This is a genomic window from Isoptericola chiayiensis, assembly GCF_013149805.1.
GTDB classification, from domain to species: Bacteria; Actinomycetota; Actinomycetes; order Actinomycetales; family Cellulomonadaceae; genus Isoptericola; species Isoptericola chiayiensis.
This window is the reverse complement of sequence record NZ_JABEZT010000011.1, coordinates 1-16,750: the sequence shown is the minus strand read 5'-3', so window position 1 is coordinate 16,750 and position 16,750 is coordinate 1. Positions and strand designations below refer to the sequence as shown.

Annotated in this window: 13 protein-coding genes and 1 pseudogene; 9 read left to right on the top strand and 5 right to left on the bottom strand. The window is 72.5% G+C overall.

Annotation, left to right across the window (positions count from 1 at the left end; translation table 11 throughout):
* Position 1: 1 nt before the first annotated feature.
* From HDG68_RS15585 to HDG68_RS15575, 3 genes are all read left to right on the top strand, one after another.
* Positions 2 to 1,180, top strand: a complete 1,179-nt coding sequence (locus tag HDG68_RS15585; RefSeq protein WP_343037617.1) for a threonine aldolase family protein — start codon at positions 2 to 4, stop codon at positions 1,178 to 1,180.
* A gap of 95 nt (positions 1,181 to 1,275) precedes the next feature.
* A complete protein-coding gene (locus HDG68_RS15580; protein WP_172153568.1) occupies positions 1,276 to 1,710 on the top strand; it encodes an SRPBCC family protein in 435 nt (144 codons plus the stop codon).
* Complete coding sequence (locus tag HDG68_RS15575; protein WP_172153567.1) at positions 1,707 to 2,936, top strand: glycoside hydrolase family 3 protein; 1,230 nt, start codon at positions 1,707 to 1,709, stop codon at positions 2,934 to 2,936. The genes HDG68_RS15580 and HDG68_RS15575 overlap by 4 nt, the downstream gene beginning before the upstream one ends.
* A gap of 22 nt (positions 2,937 to 2,958) precedes the next feature.
* Here the strand turns inward: HDG68_RS15575 and HDG68_RS15570 are convergent, their stop codons facing one another.
* The 3 genes from HDG68_RS15570 to HDG68_RS15560 all read right to left on the bottom strand — a co-directional run bounded on the left by HDG68_RS15570 (position 2,959) and on the right by HDG68_RS15560 (position 6,913).
* Positions 2,959 to 3,252 carry a hypothetical protein gene (locus HDG68_RS15570; protein WP_172153566.1) on the bottom strand — a complete coding sequence of 98 codons (294 nt, stop codon included), beginning with the start codon at positions 3,250 to 3,252 and terminating at the stop codon, positions 2,959 to 2,961.
* Positions 3,249 to 4,538 (bottom strand): inorganic phosphate transporter, encoded by a 1,290-nt coding sequence (locus tag HDG68_RS15565; protein WP_172153565.1) that lies wholly within the window; start codon positions 4,536 to 4,538, stop codon positions 3,249 to 3,251. Before HDG68_RS15565 ends, HDG68_RS15570 begins: the two co-directional genes overlap by 4 nt.
* Before the next feature lie 116 nt (positions 4,539 to 4,654).
* Positions 4,655 to 6,913 carry a S9 family peptidase gene (locus tag HDG68_RS15560; protein ID WP_425483772.1) on the bottom strand — a complete coding sequence of 753 codons (2,259 nt, stop codon included), beginning with the start codon at positions 6,911 to 6,913 and terminating at the stop codon, positions 4,655 to 4,657.
* 345 nt (positions 6,914 to 7,258) lie between these two features.
* On the opposite strand from HDG68_RS15560, the gene HDG68_RS15555 reads away from it, so the two are divergent.
* The 4 genes and pseudogenes from HDG68_RS15555 to HDG68_RS15540 all read left to right on the top strand — a co-directional run.
* Positions 7,259 to 8,701: a branched-chain amino acid ABC transporter permease gene (locus tag HDG68_RS15555; protein WP_172153564.1), complete on the top strand. Its 1,443-nt coding sequence runs from the start codon at positions 7,259 to 7,261 to the stop codon at positions 8,699 to 8,701.
* Positions 8,702 to 8,714: 13 nt separating this feature from the next.
* Positions 8,715 to 9,716 carry a branched-chain amino acid ABC transporter permease gene (locus HDG68_RS15550; RefSeq protein WP_172153563.1) on the top strand — a complete coding sequence of 334 codons (1,002 nt, stop codon included), beginning with the start codon at positions 8,715 to 8,717 and terminating at the stop codon, positions 9,714 to 9,716.
* The gene (locus tag HDG68_RS15545) at positions 9,706 to 10,620 is read left to right on the top strand and encodes an ABC transporter ATP-binding protein (RefSeq protein WP_172153562.1); all 915 of its coding nucleotides are present in this window, start codon (positions 9,706 to 9,708) and stop codon (positions 10,618 to 10,620) included. Before HDG68_RS15550 ends, HDG68_RS15545 begins: the two co-directional genes overlap by 11 nt.
* Positions 10,617 to 11,396: pseudogene (locus HDG68_RS15540) on the top strand (ABC transporter ATP-binding protein); the annotation flags it as partial. The gene HDG68_RS15545 and the pseudogene HDG68_RS15540, both read left to right, overlap by 4 nt.
* A 334-nt stretch (positions 11,397 to 11,730) precedes the next feature.
* On the opposite strand, the gene HDG68_RS15535 reads toward HDG68_RS15540, so the two are convergent.
* Both HDG68_RS15535 and HDG68_RS15530 read right to left on the bottom strand, forming a co-directional pair.
* Complete coding sequence (locus tag HDG68_RS15535; RefSeq protein WP_172153561.1) at positions 11,731 to 12,768, bottom strand: hypothetical protein; 1,038 nt, start codon at positions 12,766 to 12,768, stop codon at positions 11,731 to 11,733.
* 348 nt (positions 12,769 to 13,116) lie between these two features.
* Positions 13,117 to 14,403 (bottom strand): ABC transporter substrate-binding protein, encoded by a 1,287-nt coding sequence (locus tag HDG68_RS15530; RefSeq protein ID WP_246254138.1) that lies wholly within the window; start codon positions 14,401 to 14,403, stop codon positions 13,117 to 13,119.
* Positions 14,404 to 15,500: 1,097 nt separating this feature from the next.
* Between HDG68_RS15530 and cspE the strand changes: the two genes are divergently transcribed.
* Together cspE and HDG68_RS15520 are read left to right on the top strand one after the other, a co-directional pair.
* Entirely contained in the window at positions 15,501 to 15,704 is a 204-nt protein-coding gene (gene cspE, locus HDG68_RS15525; RefSeq protein ID WP_172153559.1) for a transcription antiterminator/RNA stability regulator CspE, read from the top strand.
* 173 nt (positions 15,705 to 15,877) lie between these two features.
* Entirely contained in the window at positions 15,878 to 16,633 is a 756-nt protein-coding gene (locus HDG68_RS15520; protein ID WP_172153558.1) for a hypothetical protein, read from the top strand.
* Positions 16,634 to 16,750: the final 117 nt, after the last annotated feature.

Here is a 16,750-nt window from a genome sequence, read left to right as displayed (position 1 = left end):
GGTGCCCACCACACCTGCCGCGCTGCCCCCGTTCGCCTCCGACAACTACGCCGGCGCCCACCCCGAGGTGCTCGCCGCGGTCGCCGCGACCAACGACGGGTTCGCCGTCGCCTACGGGGACGACCCGTGGACGGCGCGCCTCGAGGAGCGCGTCGCCGAGGTGTTCGGCGCGGGTGCCCGGGCGTTCCCCGTGCTCAACGGCACCGGCGCGAACGTCGTGTCGCTCATGGCGCTGTCGGAACGCTGGGGCGGCGTGGTGACCTCCGACGTCGCGCACGTCGACACGGACGAGAACGGCGCCCCGGAACGGGTGGGCGGGCTCAAGATGCTGCCCTGCCCCGCCGAGCACGGGCGGATCACGCCGTTCCACGTGGAACGGTGGGCCGGGCAGCGCCACGACGTGCACCGCGCCCACCCCGGCGTGCTGTCCCTGACGCAGTCCACCGAGCTGGGCACCGTCTACTCCGCCGCGGACCTGCACGCCCTGGCCGAGACCGCCCACGGGCTCGGCATGGCCGTGCACGTCGACGGCTCCCGGCTCGCCAACGCCGCCGTCGCGCTCGGCTGCTCCCTGCGGGCGCTCACCACGGACCTGGGGGTCGACGTCGTCTCCCTGGGTGCGGCCAAGATCGGCGGCATGCTCGGCGAGGCGGTCGTGGTGCTCGGTCCGGACGACGCCCCCGAAGCACCCGGGTCCGGGTACGACGGCGGCCGGGTACGCCGGCAGGCCGCCGCCGCGGTGCCGTACCTGCGCAAGTCCACCATGCAGCTCGCCTCCAAGACGCGGTACGTCTCGGCCCAGCTCCTGGCCCTGCTCGGCGAGCCCGGGGAACCCGAGCCGCTGTGGGAGCGGACCGCCGGGCACGCCAACGCCATGGCGGCCCGCCTGGCGGCCGGCCTGGAGTCCGCCGGGGTGCTCGACACCGCACCCGACGACCCCGAGGCGAGCGACGTCGTCGTCCCGCGCGGCGTGCTCGTCACCCGACCGGTCGAGGCGAACGCCGTCTTCGCGACCCTGCCGCGCGCCGCCGCCGACCGGCTGCGTGAGCAGGCCCGGTTCTACGACTGGGCGCCCGGCGAGACCCCCGACCGGGTCGAGGTGCGCTGGATGTGCTCCTGGGACACGCCCGCCGAGGCCGTCGACGCGTTCGTCGCCGCCGTCGCCGAGTCCCTCGGCTGACCGTGCGGCGTCCCGGGCCGGGGTCGCACGGTTGGGCCACGGTGCCCCACCGGGACTACCGTCGGCACCAGGACCCCGAACCCGAGGAGGCACCGATGACCGGGCACACCGCCACCGCGTCCACCCACGTCGCCGAACCGCCCGAGCGGGTCTGGGCCGAGCTCGTGCACCCCGGCGCCCGCTGGATGCTGGGCGCCAACATCGAGACCGACTTCCGGCCGGGCAGCCCCATCACCTTCGAGGGCCACTTCTTCGGCCGCGTGTTCGCCGACAAGGGGCAGGTCATCGCCGTCGAACGGCCCCGCCTGCTGCACTTCACGCACTACTCGCCGCTCAGCGAGCTCCCCGACGTGCCCGAGAGCTACCACGAGATCCGCATCGACCTCACGCCCGACGGCGGCGGCACCCGCGTCGCCGTGCAGCAGTCCAACATCGACACCGCGGAGCACGCCGCCCGCAGCGAGCAGCACTGGTGCCAGGCACTCGCCACCCTCGCGCACCGCGACACCTCCCCCACGGCCGGGTCGTGAGGGTCCGCACGACGGCGGTGCTCGTCCTCGCGCTCGGCGCGCTCGCGGCGTGCAGCCCCGGCGGCACGACGGCGGACTCGGGCGCCGCATCCAGCCCTCCGGCGCCCACGCCGACGACCGCCACGTCGCCGAGCGTGAGCCCCACCGGCGCGCCGTCGTCGCCCGAACCGAGCCCCGAGGACAGCGCCGCCACCCCGGACGCCCAGGACCCTGCCGGCTGGAGCCTGGAGCGCAAGGTGGGCCAGCTGATCATGGTCGGCAGTCCCGTCGCCGAAGGTGGCGTGCACGACGCGACCCGGACCGCTGTCGTCGACCACCACGTCGGCAACGTGTTCCTGCACGGGCGCAGCGAGGCCGGTCTCGACGCGACCCGCGAGCTGGTCGCGCAGTACACGGCGCTCGCCGACGGCGACGACCCGCCGATGCTCGTCGCCACCGACCAGGAGGGCGGCAACGTCCAGGTGCTGCGCGGTCCCGGGTTCTCCGACATCCCGGCGGCCACCGAGCAGGCGACGTGGCCGCGGGACCGCCTCGAGCGGCGCGCCGGCCGGTGGGGCGGCGAGCTCGCCGACGCGGGCATCAACCTCAACCTGGCGCCGGTGATGGACCTGGTGCCCGCGGACAACCAGTCCGCCAACGCCCCGATCGGCTACTACTCGCGCAACTACGGCAACACGGCGGCGTCCGTGGTCGACTCCGCGACGGCGTTCTCGGCGGGCATGCAGGCGGCCGGGGTGGAGCCGGTGATCAAGCACTTCCCGGGCCTGGGACGGGTCAGCGAGAACACCGACACCTCGGCCGACGTCGTCGACGACACGGTCGGCCCGGGCTCGAAGGACGTCGAGGTGTTCGCCGCGGGGATCGACGCCGGTGCCCGGTTCGTCATGCTGTCCAACGCCGTCTACACGAGGATCGACCCGGACCGGCCCGCGACGTTCTCGCCCGCCGTCGTTGACCTGCTGCGCGACGACCTCGGGTTCGACGGCGTCATCGTGACCGACGACGTCTCGGCGGCGAGCGCGGTGCAGGACCGCACCCCGGCCGAGCGGGCCGTCGACGCGGTGGCGGCCGGCGTGGACCTGGTGCTGGCCTCCGCGGACCCGTCGGTGGTCCCGGCGATGACCGACGCGGTGGTCGAGCGAGCCCGGGACGACCCGGACTTCGCCGCCCAGGTGGATGCCGCCGTCGAGCGGGTGCTGGCCGCCAAGGCCGACCTGGACCGCTGACCGGGCCCCGCCACGCGGACGGCTAGGAGTGCCCGCCGGCGGCGAGGAACACGATGCCGGTCGCGACGGCGCCGACGACGGTGCCGAAGCACAGGACGGCCGCGACCAGCCGCCAGACGGGCGGGCGCGGGATCACCACGGGTCCGCCACGCTCCGGCGACGTGCGGTCCGCAGCCGCTGTCGCCCGCCGGGGTGCCGCCGTCGTGCCGGCGAGCAGCCGCAGCCCGAGCGCGAAGAGCGCCGGGATGCCGGCTCCCACCAGCAGCCCTGCGACGACGACCTGGCCCAGGGCGCCCCACTCGACGATCCCGTTCATCGCTGTTCCTCCGTCCGGTCGGCGGCCGGGCGCTCGGACCGGCTCGCGGCCAGTGCCGACGCGCGGCGCTCGTGGATCTCCGCCTCGGCGAGCTCGGAGCGGTGGGCGTCCGCGGCCGGCACGACGCCGGAGGCGGACACCGCGGCGCGCAGGCTGCCGCCGGACTCCTCGTCCCACTGCTCGTTGACGTTGGTGTGGTCGACGGGCTTGCGCCGCGAGGCGACCCAGATGGCGGCCGAGGTGCCGACCAGCAGCAGGAACACGAGGAACGTGCCCGCGAGGCCGCCGACGCCGTGCTGGATCCCGTAGCAGAGCGCCCCCACGATGCCCGCGGCCGGGAGCGTCAGCCCCCACGCGACGAGCATGCGGCCGGCGACGCCCCAGCGGACCTTCGCGCCGGGCATGCCGATGCCGGAACCCATGATCGAACCGGTGGCGACGTGCGTGGTGGACAGCGAGAAGCCGAAGTGGCTGGACAGCAGGATGACGGCGGCCGACGAGGTCTCGGCGGCCATGCCCTGGCGGCTGTCGATCTCGACGAGACCCTTGCCGAGCGTGCGGATGATGCGCCAGCCGCCGAGGTACGTGCCGAGCGCCATGAAGAACGCGCAGGAGAAGATCACCCAGAACGGCACGCCGGCGTCGGCCGGGACGGCGCCCGCGGTGATGAGTGCGAGCAGGATGATGCCCATCGACTTCTGGGCGTCGTTGGTGCCGTGGGCGAGGGAGACCAGGGAGGCGGAGCCGACCTGGCCCCAGCGGAACCCGCGGCTGGTGACGTCCTCGGCCATCCCGCGGGTCAGGCGCGCCACGAGGAACGTGCCGACGGCGGCGACGCCGATCGCGATGACGGGGGCGAGCAGCGCGGGCACCAGCACCTTGGCGACGACGCCGGACCACAGCACCCCGGAGGAGCCGACGGCGGCGAGCACCGAGCCGACGACCCCGCCGACGAGGGCGTGCGAGGAGCTCGACGGCAACCCGAACAGCCAGGTGACGAGGTTCCACACGATGCCGCCCACGAGGCCGGCGAACACGACCTCGAGGCTGATCGCCCCGGCGTCCACCAGTCCCTTGGCGATGGTCGCGGCGACCGCCAGGGACAGGAAGGCGCCCGCCATGTTGAGCACGGCGGACAGCAGGACGGCGGTGCGAGGCTTGAGCGCGCGGGTGGCGATGGACGTGGCCATCGCGTTGCCCGTGTCGTGGAAGCCGTTCGTGAAGTCGAAGGCCAGTGCGGTCACGACGACGAGCACGAGGAGGAGCGTCTCGGTCACACGGGACATCGTCCCGCCCGGGATGAACTGCTGATGACCGTCCGCCGGGCTGGACGCCCAGTGTTCGCCGCGAGTTCACCTGGTGTTCATCTGGAACCGGGAACTCCGGACACCCGGGACTCGACTCAGTCGCCGGCGGCCAGGCCCAGCACGTCCAGGGTCCACGCGTGCTCGAACGCGATCTCCTCCCAGCGGGCGTACCGGCCCGAGACACCGCCGTGCCCCGCGGACATCTCGATCTTCAGCAGCGCCGGAGCGCCCGCGGCCCGCAGCCGCGCCACCCACTTGGCGGGTTCGACGTACAGCACGCGCGTGTCGTGCAGGGAGGTCACCGCCAGGATCTGCGGGTAGTGCGAGGCGTCGTCGGGCACGTTCTCGTACGGGCTGTAGGAGCGCATGTACTCGTACACCGCCGGGTCGGACAGCGGGTTGCCCCACTCCTCCCACTCCACGACCGTCAGCGGCAGCGACGGGTCCAGGATCGAGGTCAGCGCGTCCACGAACGGCACCCCCGCCAGCACGCCGGCGAACATCTCCGGTGCCAGGTTCGCCACCGCGCCCATCAGCAGCCCGCCGGCGCTGCCGCCGTCGGCGACCATGCGCTGCGGCGAGGTCCACCCGGCGTCGACCAGGTGTCGCGCGCACGCCACGAAGTCGGTGAACGTGTTGCGCTTGTGCTCCAGGCGGCCGCCCTCGTACCAGGCGCGCCCCATCTCGCCGCCGCCGCGCACGTGCGCGACGGCGAACACGACGCCGCGGTCCAGCAGCGACAGGCGCGGCACGCTGAAGTACGGGTCCATGCTGATCTCGTAGGCGCCGTACCCGTACAGCACCAGCGGAGCCGGGTCGGCGCCGGTGCCGGAGGCGTCCAGGGTGACGGCGTCGCGCTTCCACACCAGGGAGATCGGAATGCGGGTGCCGTCGGCGGCGGTGGCCCACTCGCGCTGCTGGACGTAGTCGTCCGGGTCGTAGCCGCCCAGCACGGGCTGGCGGCGGCGCACGTGCCGCTCGCCCGTGGCCACCTCGACGTCGAGCACCGTGGGCGGCGTGACGTAGGACGTGCCGTGCACCCGCAGCGTCGGCGCGGCGAACTCCGGGTTGTCGGCGACGACCGCCGAGTACAGCGGCTCGTCGAACTCCAGCTCGCGCGGCGTCCACGGCTCGCCCGGCCGGGTCGCGGCGAGCGGGACGACGGCGACCCGCGGGGTGGCACCACGGCGCACGCCGAGCACCACGTGGCCGGCGAACGCGTCCACACCCTCCAGGCGCACCTGCGGGTCGTGCGGCACGACGACGGCGGCACCCGCCGGGTCCGCCGGGCCTGCGCCGGGTGCCGGCACCGGGACGGTGACCAGCTCGAAGTTCTGGGCGCCGTCGTTGTGCAGCACCAGCAGCACGTCCTCGTCGACGCCCGACGCGCCGGGCAGCCGCGCGGGCTCCACCGTGTACTCGACGCCCTCACGGCGGGTCCACACGCAGCGGAAGTCGCCCGTCGGGTCGTCGGCCTCCAGCAGCCACGACTCGCTCGTCATCTTCGAGCCGAGCTCGATCTGCAGGTACCGCTCCGAGCGGGACAGCCCCACCCCGATCCAGAACCGGTCGTCCGGCTCCTCGAGGACCAGCACGTCCGCGGCGGTCGGAGCGCCCACCTCGTGCCGCCAGATGCGGTGCGGACGCCAGGCGTCGTCCACCGTCGGGTAGAAGACGAACCGGCCGTCCGGGGTGAGGGTCGCCCCCGGGAACGTCCCGACGACCTCGTCGGGCAGGTCCGTCCCCGTGGTCAGGTCACGGACCCGCAGCGTGAAGCGCTCGTCACCGGTGGTGTCCACCGCGTAGGCGAGCCGGCCGCCGTCGGCCGACAGCGAGAACGAGCCCAGCGAGAAGAAGTCGTGCCCGGCGGCCTCGGCGTTCTGGTCCAGGACGAGCTCCTCGCCGTCCGGGACCTCCCCCGGCTCCAGGGCGGGCGGCGTCCAGTCGTCCGGGTCGGTCACCGGCACGCGTCCGTGCAGCGGGTACTGCTGTCCCTCGACCGTGCGGACGTAGTACCAGTAGCCGCCCTGCCGAGCCGGCACCGACAGGTCCGTCTCCAGGGTGCGGTCCTTGATCTCGGTGAACACCCGCTCCCGCAGCGGCTGCAGGTGGGTGAGCCGGGACCGCGTCCAGGCGTTCTCGGCCGTCAGGTGTGCCAGCACCTCCGGGTCGTCCTTGGCGCGCAGCCATTCGTAGTCGTCGACGAACGTGTGGCCGTGATGGGTGCGCCGGGTCGGACGCCGGTCCGCGACCGGGGGGTGCTCGGGCGGGGCGGGCAGGTCGGGCGTGCCCGACGCGGGGGTGGACAGCGGTGCGGTGGACCCGGTGCGGGCCGGGGTGGCGTCGTCGTGCACCCCGCCAGCGTACGGGCTGCACCCGACCCGCGTACCGCCGTCGGACCGCCTGTGGAGACTGTCGCGCACGCCGCTTCTCACCCCGCCACGAGGTCACGTCTCTGCAACGGTTTTCCGCAACGAACCGCGGCCCGGGCCCCCGATCACGGGATTCTCCGCGCGCACGTCATCGCCCGTGACGCGCCCGTGTCATCCAGGTCACACCACGGCGCTACACTTCCGGGCACGTTCGGACCACGTCGGCGTCAACTGGCCCTTAAGCAGGCCTGCATGGCACCGGGGTGGCCCGACGACGTTCCGGGGCGACCCGGACGCCTGACCATGACCCGACGGAGGACACGTCCGATGACAGCGGACCGACCCGCCATCGCGAGCCGCGCACGCCGCTTCCTTGCGGTACTCGCCCTCGCGCTGCTGCCCGCGCTGCTCGCCGCCCCACCCGCGGCCGCGAGCGCCGACACCACCTGCCAACCCGACGACGACACCGCGTGCGTCGCCGTGCTCGTCCTGACCGCGGACAACGACCGCGTCGGCGACGTCGCCGTCACCATCACCGGTGCCGACTTCGACGCCGAGCTCACCACGGTCGTCGACGGGCTGCCGTCCGTCGAGGTCCCGAGCGTCGGAACGTACACCGTGGCGCTCGACCCGGCGACCCTCCCGGCCGACCAGCAGCTCCCCGAGGGCGCCGCGGCCGAGGTCGACGTCGTCGCCCAGACCGGTGCCACCGCGCGGGCCGCGTTCCGCGTCGGCGCCGGGGCCGAGGCCCCGGAGTCGCCGTCCGCGACCGCCGAGTCGGAGGCCACCGCGGACGCCGGTGCCGGTGCCGACACCGGCGCCGGGACCGAGGCCGACAGCGAAGGCGTCGGCGCCGCCCCCGAGGGCGACGCCTCCCAGCGGGACTTCTCCTGGGCGCAGGTCTGGCAGCAGATGGGCTCCGGGCTCCGCTTCGGACTCCTCCTGGCGCTGGCCTCCATCGGACTGAACCTCGTGTTCGGCACCACCGGGCTGTCGAACTTCGCCCACGGCGAGCAGTTCGCGCTCGGCGCCGCACTCGGGTTCATCACCATCAACCAGATGGGTATGCCGATCTGGCTCGGCGCCATCGCCACCATCGCGGTCTGCGCCATGACCGGATGGGCGCAGGACGCCGGCATCTGGCAGCCGCTGCGCAAGCGCAACGTGCCGGTCATGCAGCTCATGATCGTGTCCATCGGTCTGTCGATCACCCTGCAGTACGTCATCCAGCTGCTCATCGGCGGCGGGTCCGAGCGGATCCTGTCCCAGAACCCGCGGCCCATCGAGATCGCCGGCATCACCCTCAGTGCCGCGTCGTGGCTGTCCATGGTCGTCGCGCTGGTGTGCGTCCTCGGCATCGCCTGGTTCCTGACCCGCACCCGCATCGGCCGGGCCACCCGCGCCGTGTCCGACAACCCGGCGCTCGCGTCCGCGACCGGCATCGACCCCGACAAGATCATCCGCATCGTGTGGGTCATGGCCACCGGGTTCGCCGCGCTGGCCGGCCTCATGTGGGGCATCTCGTTCGGGTCGTTCAACTGGCAGCTCGGCGTGCAGCTCCTGCTGCTGATGTTCGCCGCCGTCACCCTCGGCGGCCTCGGCACCGCGCTCGGCGCGTTCGTCGGGTCGCTGCTCATCGGGCAGGTCGTCGAGCTGTCCAACCTCGTGATCCCCAGCGACCTGCGCTACGCGTCGGCGCTGGTGATCCTCATCCTCGTGCTCCTGTTCAGGCCGCAGGGCATCCTCGGCCGCCGCGAGCGGATCGGCTGAAGGGAGTCACACCATGGAAGAGTTCCTCCGCATCCTGACCCTGTCCGTGGGAGAGATCCTCGCTCCCACCACGGCCGCGTACGCCATGGCCGCCATCGGACTGAACCTGCACTTCGGGTACACCGGCCTGCTGAACATGGGCCAGGCCGGCTTCATGCTGCTCGGCGCCTACGGGTTCGGCATCACGCTGACGCTCGGCGGCCCCATCTGGCTGGCGCTGCTCATCGCGATCGCCGCCGGCGTCGTCTTCGCCCTCATCCTCGGCATGCCGACGCTGCAGCTGCGCGGCGACTACCTCGCCATCGTCACCATCTCCGCCGCGGAGATCGTGCGCTGGTTCGGCCGCTCCACCCTCTGGCAGGAGTGGACCGGCGGCGCCTCCGGCCTGCAGGGCCGCTACTACAAGGACCCGTTCCACGCCCTGTCCCCGCTGCCCGAGGGCCGCTGGGCGCTCGGACCGCTGGAGTACATCAACACCGGTTCGGACTCCTGGTTCACGCGCATCTTCGCCTGGGGCCTGGTCGCCCTGGTCCTGCTGTTCGTCTGGCTGATCACGCGCAGCCCGTGGGGCCGCGTGCTCAAGGGCATCCGTGAGGACGAGGACGCCGTACGCGCCCTCGGCAAGAACGTCTACAGCTACAAGCTGCAGGCGCTGGTCATCGGTGGCGCCATCGGTGCCCTCGGCGGTGTCATCTACGCGATCCCCCTGGCGATCTCCCCGGACGCCATGGGCCGCACGATGACGTTCTTCGTCTGGACCGTGCTGCTGCTCGGTGGCGCCGCCACCGTGTTCGGGCCGGTGCTCGGGGCGGTCGTGTTCTTCACCGCCTACATGTTCATGCGCACCGGGATGCGCGCCGTCTCGGAGAACACCGGTGTCGGCGAGTTCATCTCCTCGACCAACGTGGAGCAGATCGGCGGCATGCTGGTCGGGATCACGTTGATGTGTCTGGTGATCTTCCGACCACAGGGCATCCTCGGGAACAAGAAGGAGCTGGCGTTCAATGTCCGCTGAGCACACCGCGACGGTCTCCACGCCGTCCGACCTCGAGACGGTCGCCGCCACGCCCGGGGCCGCCAAGCCGAACCCGATCCTCGTCGCCGACCACGTCGTGCGCCGCTTCGGCGGCATGACCGCCGTGGACGTCGACCACCTGGAGGTCCAGGAGGGCGTCATCACGGCGCTCATCGGGCCCAACGGTGCCGGCAAGACGACGTTCTTCAACCTGCTGACCGGGTTCGACACCCCGAACACCGGCCAGTGGAGCTTCCAGGGCCGGTCGCTGACCGGCAAGGGGGGCGCCGCCGTCGCCAAGGCGGGCGTGGTCCGCACCTTCCAGCTCACCAAGGCGCTCGGCCGCCTGACCGTGCTGCAGAACATGCTGCTCGCCTCCCCGACCAACCCCGGCGAGAAGCTCGGGCTGTCGTGGCTGCCGTTCGTGTGGAAGAAGCACGAGGCCGAGGCCACCGAGAAGGCCATGGAGATCCTGTCCCGCTTCAAGCTCGACGCGAAGGCGTCGGACTACGCGGGGTCGCTCTCCGGCGGGCAGCGCAAGCTGCTCGAGATGGCCCGCGCACTGATGACCGACCCGACGATGATCATGCTGGACGAGCCCATGGCGGGCGTGAACCCCGCCCTGGTGCAGTCGCTGCTCGGGCACGTCCAGGCGCTGCGCGACGAGGGCATGACCGTGCTGTTCGTCGAGCACGACATGCACGCCGTGCGGCACATCTCCGACTGGGTCGTGGTGATGGCCGAGGGCCACATCGTGGCCGAGGGGCCGCCCAGCACCGTCATGAAGGACCAGGCCGTGGTGGACGCCTACCTCGGCGCCCACCACGACACCGACCTCGGGGACGACTCCCTGCTCGACCCCGAGGTCCTCGCCCGGCTCGAGGCCGAGGAGGAGAACCGATGAGCACCACCGCGACCGCACCCGGCGAGACCATGTCGGCCGCCGGCGTGCCCCAGAAGGACCTGCTGCTGCACGCCGACAACCTCGTGGCCGGGTACCTGCCGGGGGTGAACATCCTCAACGGGTGCTCCCTGGAGGTCGCCAAGGGCGAGCTCGTCGGCATCATCGGGCCCAACGGCGCTGGCAAGTCGACCCTGCTCAAGGCGCTGTTCGGGCTGGTGAAGATCCACTCCGGCACGGTCACGCTGGAGGGCAGGGACATCACCGGCAAGAAGGCCAACAAGCTGGTCGCCCAGGGCGTCGGGTTCGTGCCGCAGAACAACAACGTGTTCCCCTCGCTGACCGTCGAGGAGAACATGCGGATGGGCACGTTCCTCAAGCCGAAGATCTTCGCCGAGCGGTGGCAGTTCATCGGGGACCTGTTCCCCGTGCTGCACGAGCGCCGCTCGCAGCGGGCGGGCGCGATGTCCGGCGGTGAGCGGCAGATGGTCGCCATGGCCCGGGCGCTCATGATGAACCCGTCCGTGCTGCTGCTCGACGAGCCGTCCGCCGGCCTGTCCCCGGTGCGTCAGGACGAGACCTTCCTGCGCACCCGCATGATCAACAAGGCCGGCGTCTCGGTGATCATGGTCGAGCAGAACGCGCGCCGCTGCCTGCAGATCTGCGACCGGGGATACGTGCTCGACCAGGGCAAGGACGCGTACACCGGCACGGGGCGCGAGCTCCAGGCCGACCCGAAGGTCATCTCGCTCTACCTCGGCACCCTGGCCGAGGACGTCGACGAGGCGGACGCCGCCGCGGAGGCGGACGCGCAGGCGGATGTGCAGCCGGACGCGCAGGCTGAGGCGCCCGACGCGCAGCCGGATGTGCAGGTCGACGCGGACGGTTCTCCCGAGGTAGGCAACGACCCCGCGAAGTAGGCAACTTTCTCGCGAGGTAGCACGACGGCGGTCCCCGGTCTTCGTCCGGGGACCGCCGTCGTGCGTCGGGGCGGCGGGCAGGGCCGCGCGACGCCGGCCTGAGCCCGCCGAGGTAGGCCGACGTCCCGCGAGGTAGGCGTGATCCTGCCGAGGTAGGCACCGTCCGAGCCGGATAGGCACCATCCGACCGCGCTCAGGCTGCCCGACGGCGGATCTCGCGGGACGAGCGCCGCAGTGCCGCCTCGTACACCTCACGCACGTCGAAGCCGAGCTGCTGGGGATCGGAGAGCTCGGCCCACCCGACCCGGAGCAGGTCGACGCCGGCCGCCACGATGTCCTCGTGGCGTTCCTGCTGCCGGCGCAGGACGTCGGCCGGCAGCCCGAACTCTCCTCCCGAGTACTTGACCTCGCCGTCGAACTCCACCCCGGCCCCGACCTCCGGCCACCCGAGGTCGACGAACCGGTCCCCCGACCGGGTGCTGACCACCATCTGGCACTCGGGTCGAGGCAGTCCGGCGTCGATCGCGGCCAACCGCGCCACCGTCTCCCCGGGTGACGCGGAACGCGGGTCGCACACCTCGAGGAGGCGCCGTGCCTGCACCATGCCGCGCTTGCCCCACGAGGCGGTCATCACGCGGCCGACCTCTGCGGGCACAGCCCCGAGGCGGAACAGCGAGTCGGCGGCGACGAGAGCGGCGGCAGGCTGCAGCGTCCGCAAGCAGTCCACCAGGGTGCGTTCCTTCGACGTGACGTGGATGCCGGCGACCGTGGAGCGGTCACGACCGGAAAGCCGCGTGTGATGTCTGCGGACGTCGGGTTCGGCACGACGCCGGACGTGCGGGTTCGCGGGATGCGTCACGTGGACGAGGCGCGGCGTGGCGTACGACCAGGCACCGTGCAGCAGCGCCGCCGTCGAGTGGCTGAAGCAGAGGGGGCCGCGGGCGGACTCGACCAGCGCGCGCACCTGCCCGAGGATCCACGCCTCGTAGGCCTCGCTGTCCGGAGGGGCGGACAGGAGCGACCTGCGCACCGCCGTGTACCGGCCTGCCGCGAGGCCTCGCGTCATGAGCTCGGGGTCGGCGAGGCGGGCGTCCACGGACGGCGGCACGAGCGGAGGATCGCGGTCCGCGGACAGCATCGAGCGCAACCGGGATCCCGGCGCGTTCATCGTCTCGAGGATCCTGGTCAGGCGGCGCACGGCAGGCGCGTGCAGCGGTTCGGTCTGGGCCATGGACCGACCGTGCCGGGACTGCGGTGCCGGTGCACCGCCGTCGTCCCACGGCTGTGGCCGCCCGCATGCTGTGGGCAGCCGTCCGGGCCCGGCACGGCGCCCGGACGGCCCTGCCTACGTCGCCGAGATGTTGCCTACCTGGCGAGAAGGTTGCCTACCTCGCGAGAGGTTCGCCTACATCGCGAGAACCGCGCCTACCTCGCAAGAGGTTCGCCTACCTGACGAGAAGGTTGCCTACCTCGCGGGACAGACGGTGGCCGAGGGACGACGGCGGCCCGGCCACCTCCGCAGAGGTGACCGGGCCGCGGTCGTACCGGACGAGCAGAGCCCGGACCGAGGATCAGGCCGTCACTCGGCCGTCGTGCCCTCGATCTGGCGCACGTACTCGTACTGGTTGTCGTCGCCGTACTCGTAGATGCCGATGAAGGCCGAGGACGGGTCGTTCATCTCGTTGAGCGGGCCGGTGCCGGACGGACCGGTGTAGTTGATCTCGTCACCCGCCTCCAGCGCCTCGACGCCCTCGGCGAAGGTCGTCACCTCGGTGCCACCCTCGGCGCCCGAGACCGCCTTGATGTTGTCGGCGATGGCCTGACCGCTGGTGTCCCCACCACGGACCGCGGCGAGCGCGGCCAGGATCGTGGCGTCGTAGGACTCGGCGGAGTAGGAGTAGCCGTCGAGCTCGCCACCCTCGTTCTCCGAGTACCAGGTGTTCAGGCGCTCACGGAGGTCGTCGTCGGCCTGGGCGCCCGGCAGGGTGCCCTGGACACCGGCGAGGGTGCCCTCGTCGAACTCGTAGCCGTTCGACAGGTTGCCGTCCGTGAAGTACGTGGTGCCGTCGAAGTCCCAGCCCTGGGCCACGAGCTCGTTGACCGCGGCGGTGGTCTCCTCGAAGGCGATGAGCACGAGGGCGTCGGGGTCGGTCGCCAGCGCGGCGGAGACCTGCGAGCCGAAGTTCGTCTCACCCGGGGGGAACTCCTGGCCCTCGCCGGAGGCGCCGTAGACGACCGTGCCGCCGCCGGCCTCGATGGCCGACTGCGTGTGGTCGCGCAGGCCGGTGCCGTACGAGTCGTTGAGCACGATCATCGCGACGTCCGTGTGCCCGCCCTCGAGGATCAGCGAACCGAGCGCCGCGCCCTGGACGGTGTCCGGCGGTGCGGTGCGCGTGTAGAACTCGCTGTAGTCGGACAGCTCGGCCGAGGTGTTGGCCGGCGAGATCATCATGATGCCCGCCTCGACGTAGGTGTCGACGACACCCAGCGTCACGGAGGACGAGGCCGCGCCGATGACGGCGTCGACACCCTGGCTGATGTGGTCGGTCGCGGTCGAGTTCGCGACGGTGGCGTCGGTGTTGTCACCCGAGTCACCCCACTCGACGGTGACCTCGTTGCCGAGGACGCCGCCCGCCTCGTTGATGTCCGAGACGGCCAGGCCGACACCCGCGATCTCGGGCGGGCCGAGGAAGGACAGGGTGCCGGTCACCGGCAGGGTCGTCCCGATGACAAGGGGGTCGGCGGAGCTCTCGCCCTCAGCCATCTCGTCCGCGGTGCTCTCGTCGGTGGGCTCCTCCGAGGACCCGCAGGCGGCGAGGCCCAGGCTCAGGGCTGCTGCGAGGGCGACGCCCTTCGCAGCGGTCATGCGTCGATTCATGTTCTCCCCTTGGGGTCGGACTGCGGCGGCACCTCAATGCCGCATGTAGTGGCGCTGAAACTAACCCCGATTTGTGACGCGGATGTGTCAGATGCGCCACATCAGCCGGATCGTGACGAACCTGTTATGCGTCTCACTCCGACCTTCACATCGTGAGACGAGGTCCACGGTCGGGCCCGGATCCGGAGGTGGGCCCGGCCCCGGTTCGGTTCCGGCGTGCTGCTCGGCGCGGGCGCCGGGGGGCGGCGGTCAGGTGCGTCCGCGCGTCGGCAACCGGGGCGGTCGCGACGGGGGCGGGGAGCACTCGGCGCCGGCGGTGAGCGTCGCCTGGTCCCGCGGCACGACGGCGGTCGTGCCGGTCCGCACCGGCCCCGGCGGGAACCCGGCCACCACGGGCGCGCGGCGCGCGGCGCACGGCGCGGGCGGACTCGACGCCGGCCGCGCGCAGACGCGGTCCATCCACAGCAGGGATCGCCCTGACCAGGCGGTTCGGCTGCCTCTGCGCGGCTCGCGGGCCACAGTGGCGCGTACGGCAGCCCGTCACGACATCCCCGTCGCCGCGACTGCTCCAGCTCGGATCGGGAACGGCGGACGAGGCCCGCGGCGGAGCGCTCGAGCCGGCGCTCGGGCGAGGGCCGCGTCCGCCGGGGCGGGATCCGCGGCTCACTCCTCGCGCGGCAGCCCGGCCCGTCCCGCACGCGGGGTCCCGTCGTCGTCGGCAGCATGCAGGGGTCGCGGGCGCTCCACCGGCCGGGCGCTACGCGTCGCCGTGCGTGCCGTCGTCGGACACCGAGAGCACGCCCGGAGCGACCTGCCCGTTCTCGACATCGTTGTTGAGGGTGAGACACCGGCAACTCGCCGACCACATTTCGGTTCTTGTACTGGTGCGACGCCGTCCGCTCGCGTACCGTTGACGCCGTTGCAGTGTGTTGCTCGTACCGGACGGACCTCCGTCTGCGTCGCACGGCCGGCGTCGTCAGGATTGACGGCGGTCGTCGGCGGACCTTGGACCCTCAAGAGTTGACGACGAACACCGTGATGCGCGCCTCCGACAGTCGGAGTCGCCACCTCTTGAAGGAGTACCCATGGCCACCGGAACCGTGAAGTGGTTCAACAGCGAGAAGGGCTACGGCTTCATCGCCCCCGAGGACGGCACCGCCGACGTGTTCGTCCACTTCTCCGCCATCCAGTCGCAGGGCTACCGCACCCTCGACGAGGAGCAGAAGGTCGAGTTCGACGTCACGCAGGGCCCCAAGGGCCCGCAGGCGGAGAACGTGCGCCCGCTCTGATCTCGGCGTGACCACCGCCCGACGGCGGTGAGCACCCTGCGCACGGCCCGCACCGGTCGCCCTTCGGGGCGGCGGGTGCGGGCCGTCGTCGTTCCGTGCCCCGCACCGGATCTCCGCCGGCGGGCCAGGTCCCGGCGCGGGAACCGTCGTCGGCGGCCAGCCGTTCCTCCGGTATGGGTTTCCTCGACAAGCTCCTCGGCCGGTCCCGCGACGACCGCTCCATCCCCGGCATGACCGGGGGCGGTGTGCCGCGGGGATACGAGTCCCCGGCCTCCGCGTACCAGTCCCGCCCGACGGCGGCACCGGCGTCGCCCGGCGGCGGCACCGCGCGCTCCCAGGACGAAGTCGCCATCGACCGCTACCGCTACCTGCTGCGCACCGCGCCGCCGGACGCCGTCGAGCAGGCGCACGCCGAGGCGTTCGCCCAGCTCACCCCGGAGCAACGACGACAGGTGCTCGCCGAGGTCGGCGCGTCGGTGCCGGAGAACGAGCGGGCCACCTCCGACGACCCGCAGTCGCTGGCACGCATGGCGACGCGTGCCGAGATGCGCAACCCGGGCACCCTGGAGAACACCTTCCGCGGGGGCGGGGCTCCCGGGTTCGGTTCGATGGTGGGGTCCAGCCTGCTCGGCACCGTGGCCGGCGTGGTGATCGGTTCCGCCGTCGCGAACGCGATGTTCGGGCCCGCCTTCGGCGATCCCGGGACGCCGGTCGCCGAGGACGCGGCCGCCGAGGCAGGCGGCGGCGAGGACGCCGGGGCCGATGGAGCAGACGCCGCGGGCGCCGACGGCGGGATGACCGAGGCTGCCGGTGACCCCGGTGCGGACGCCGGCGGCGACGAGGGCTTGTTCGGCGGCCTCTTCGGGGGCGACGGCGGCGGGTTCGGTGACTTCTTCGGCGGTGACGGCGGGGGCGGGTTCGAGATCTGAGTCGCTCGCCTACCTCGCGGGAAAGTTGCCTACCTGTGAGTCTTCGGGTGGCTGACCCGGGGTCGGCTGGCCAGGGTGGTGTTGTTCTGGTCGCGGTGGCGTGGCTCGTTGCCTACC

What these genes read in the sequence shown, in the direction of transcription:
- HDG68_RS15580 (WP_172153568.1), top strand. Translation starts at nt 1,276, where the DNA reads ATGACCGGGCACACCGCCACCGCGTCCACCCACGTCGCCGAACCGCCC.
- HDG68_RS15565 (WP_172153565.1), bottom strand. Translation starts at nt 4,538, where the DNA reads ATGTCCCGTGTGACCGAGACGCTCCTCCTCGTGCTCGTCGTCGTGACC.
- HDG68_RS15570 (WP_172153566.1), bottom strand. Translation starts at nt 3,252, where the DNA reads ATGAACGGGATCGTCGAGTGGGGCGCCCTGGGCCAGGTCGTCGTCGCA.
- HDG68_RS15520 (WP_172153558.1), top strand. Translation starts at nt 15,878, where the DNA reads ATGGGTTTCCTCGACAAGCTCCTCGGCCGGTCCCGCGACGACCGCTCC.
- HDG68_RS15530 (WP_246254138.1), bottom strand. Translation starts at nt 14,403, where the DNA reads ATGACCGCTGCGAAGGGCGTCGCCCTCGCAGCAGCCCTGAGCCTGGGC.
- HDG68_RS15535 (WP_172153561.1), bottom strand. Translation starts at nt 12,768, where the DNA reads ATGGCCCAGACCGAACCGCTGCACGCGCCTGCCGTGCGCCGCCTGACC.
- cspE (WP_172153559.1), top strand. Translation starts at nt 15,501, where the DNA reads ATGGCCACCGGAACCGTGAAGTGGTTCAACAGCGAGAAGGGCTACGGC.
- HDG68_RS15545 (WP_172153562.1), top strand. Translation starts at nt 9,706, where the DNA reads ATGTCCGCTGAGCACACCGCGACGGTCTCCACGCCGTCCGACCTCGAG.
- HDG68_RS15550 (WP_172153563.1), top strand. Translation starts at nt 8,715, where the DNA reads ATGGAAGAGTTCCTCCGCATCCTGACCCTGTCCGTGGGAGAGATCCTC.
- HDG68_RS15555 (WP_172153564.1), top strand. Translation starts at nt 7,259, where the DNA reads ATGACAGCGGACCGACCCGCCATCGCGAGCCGCGCACGCCGCTTCCTT.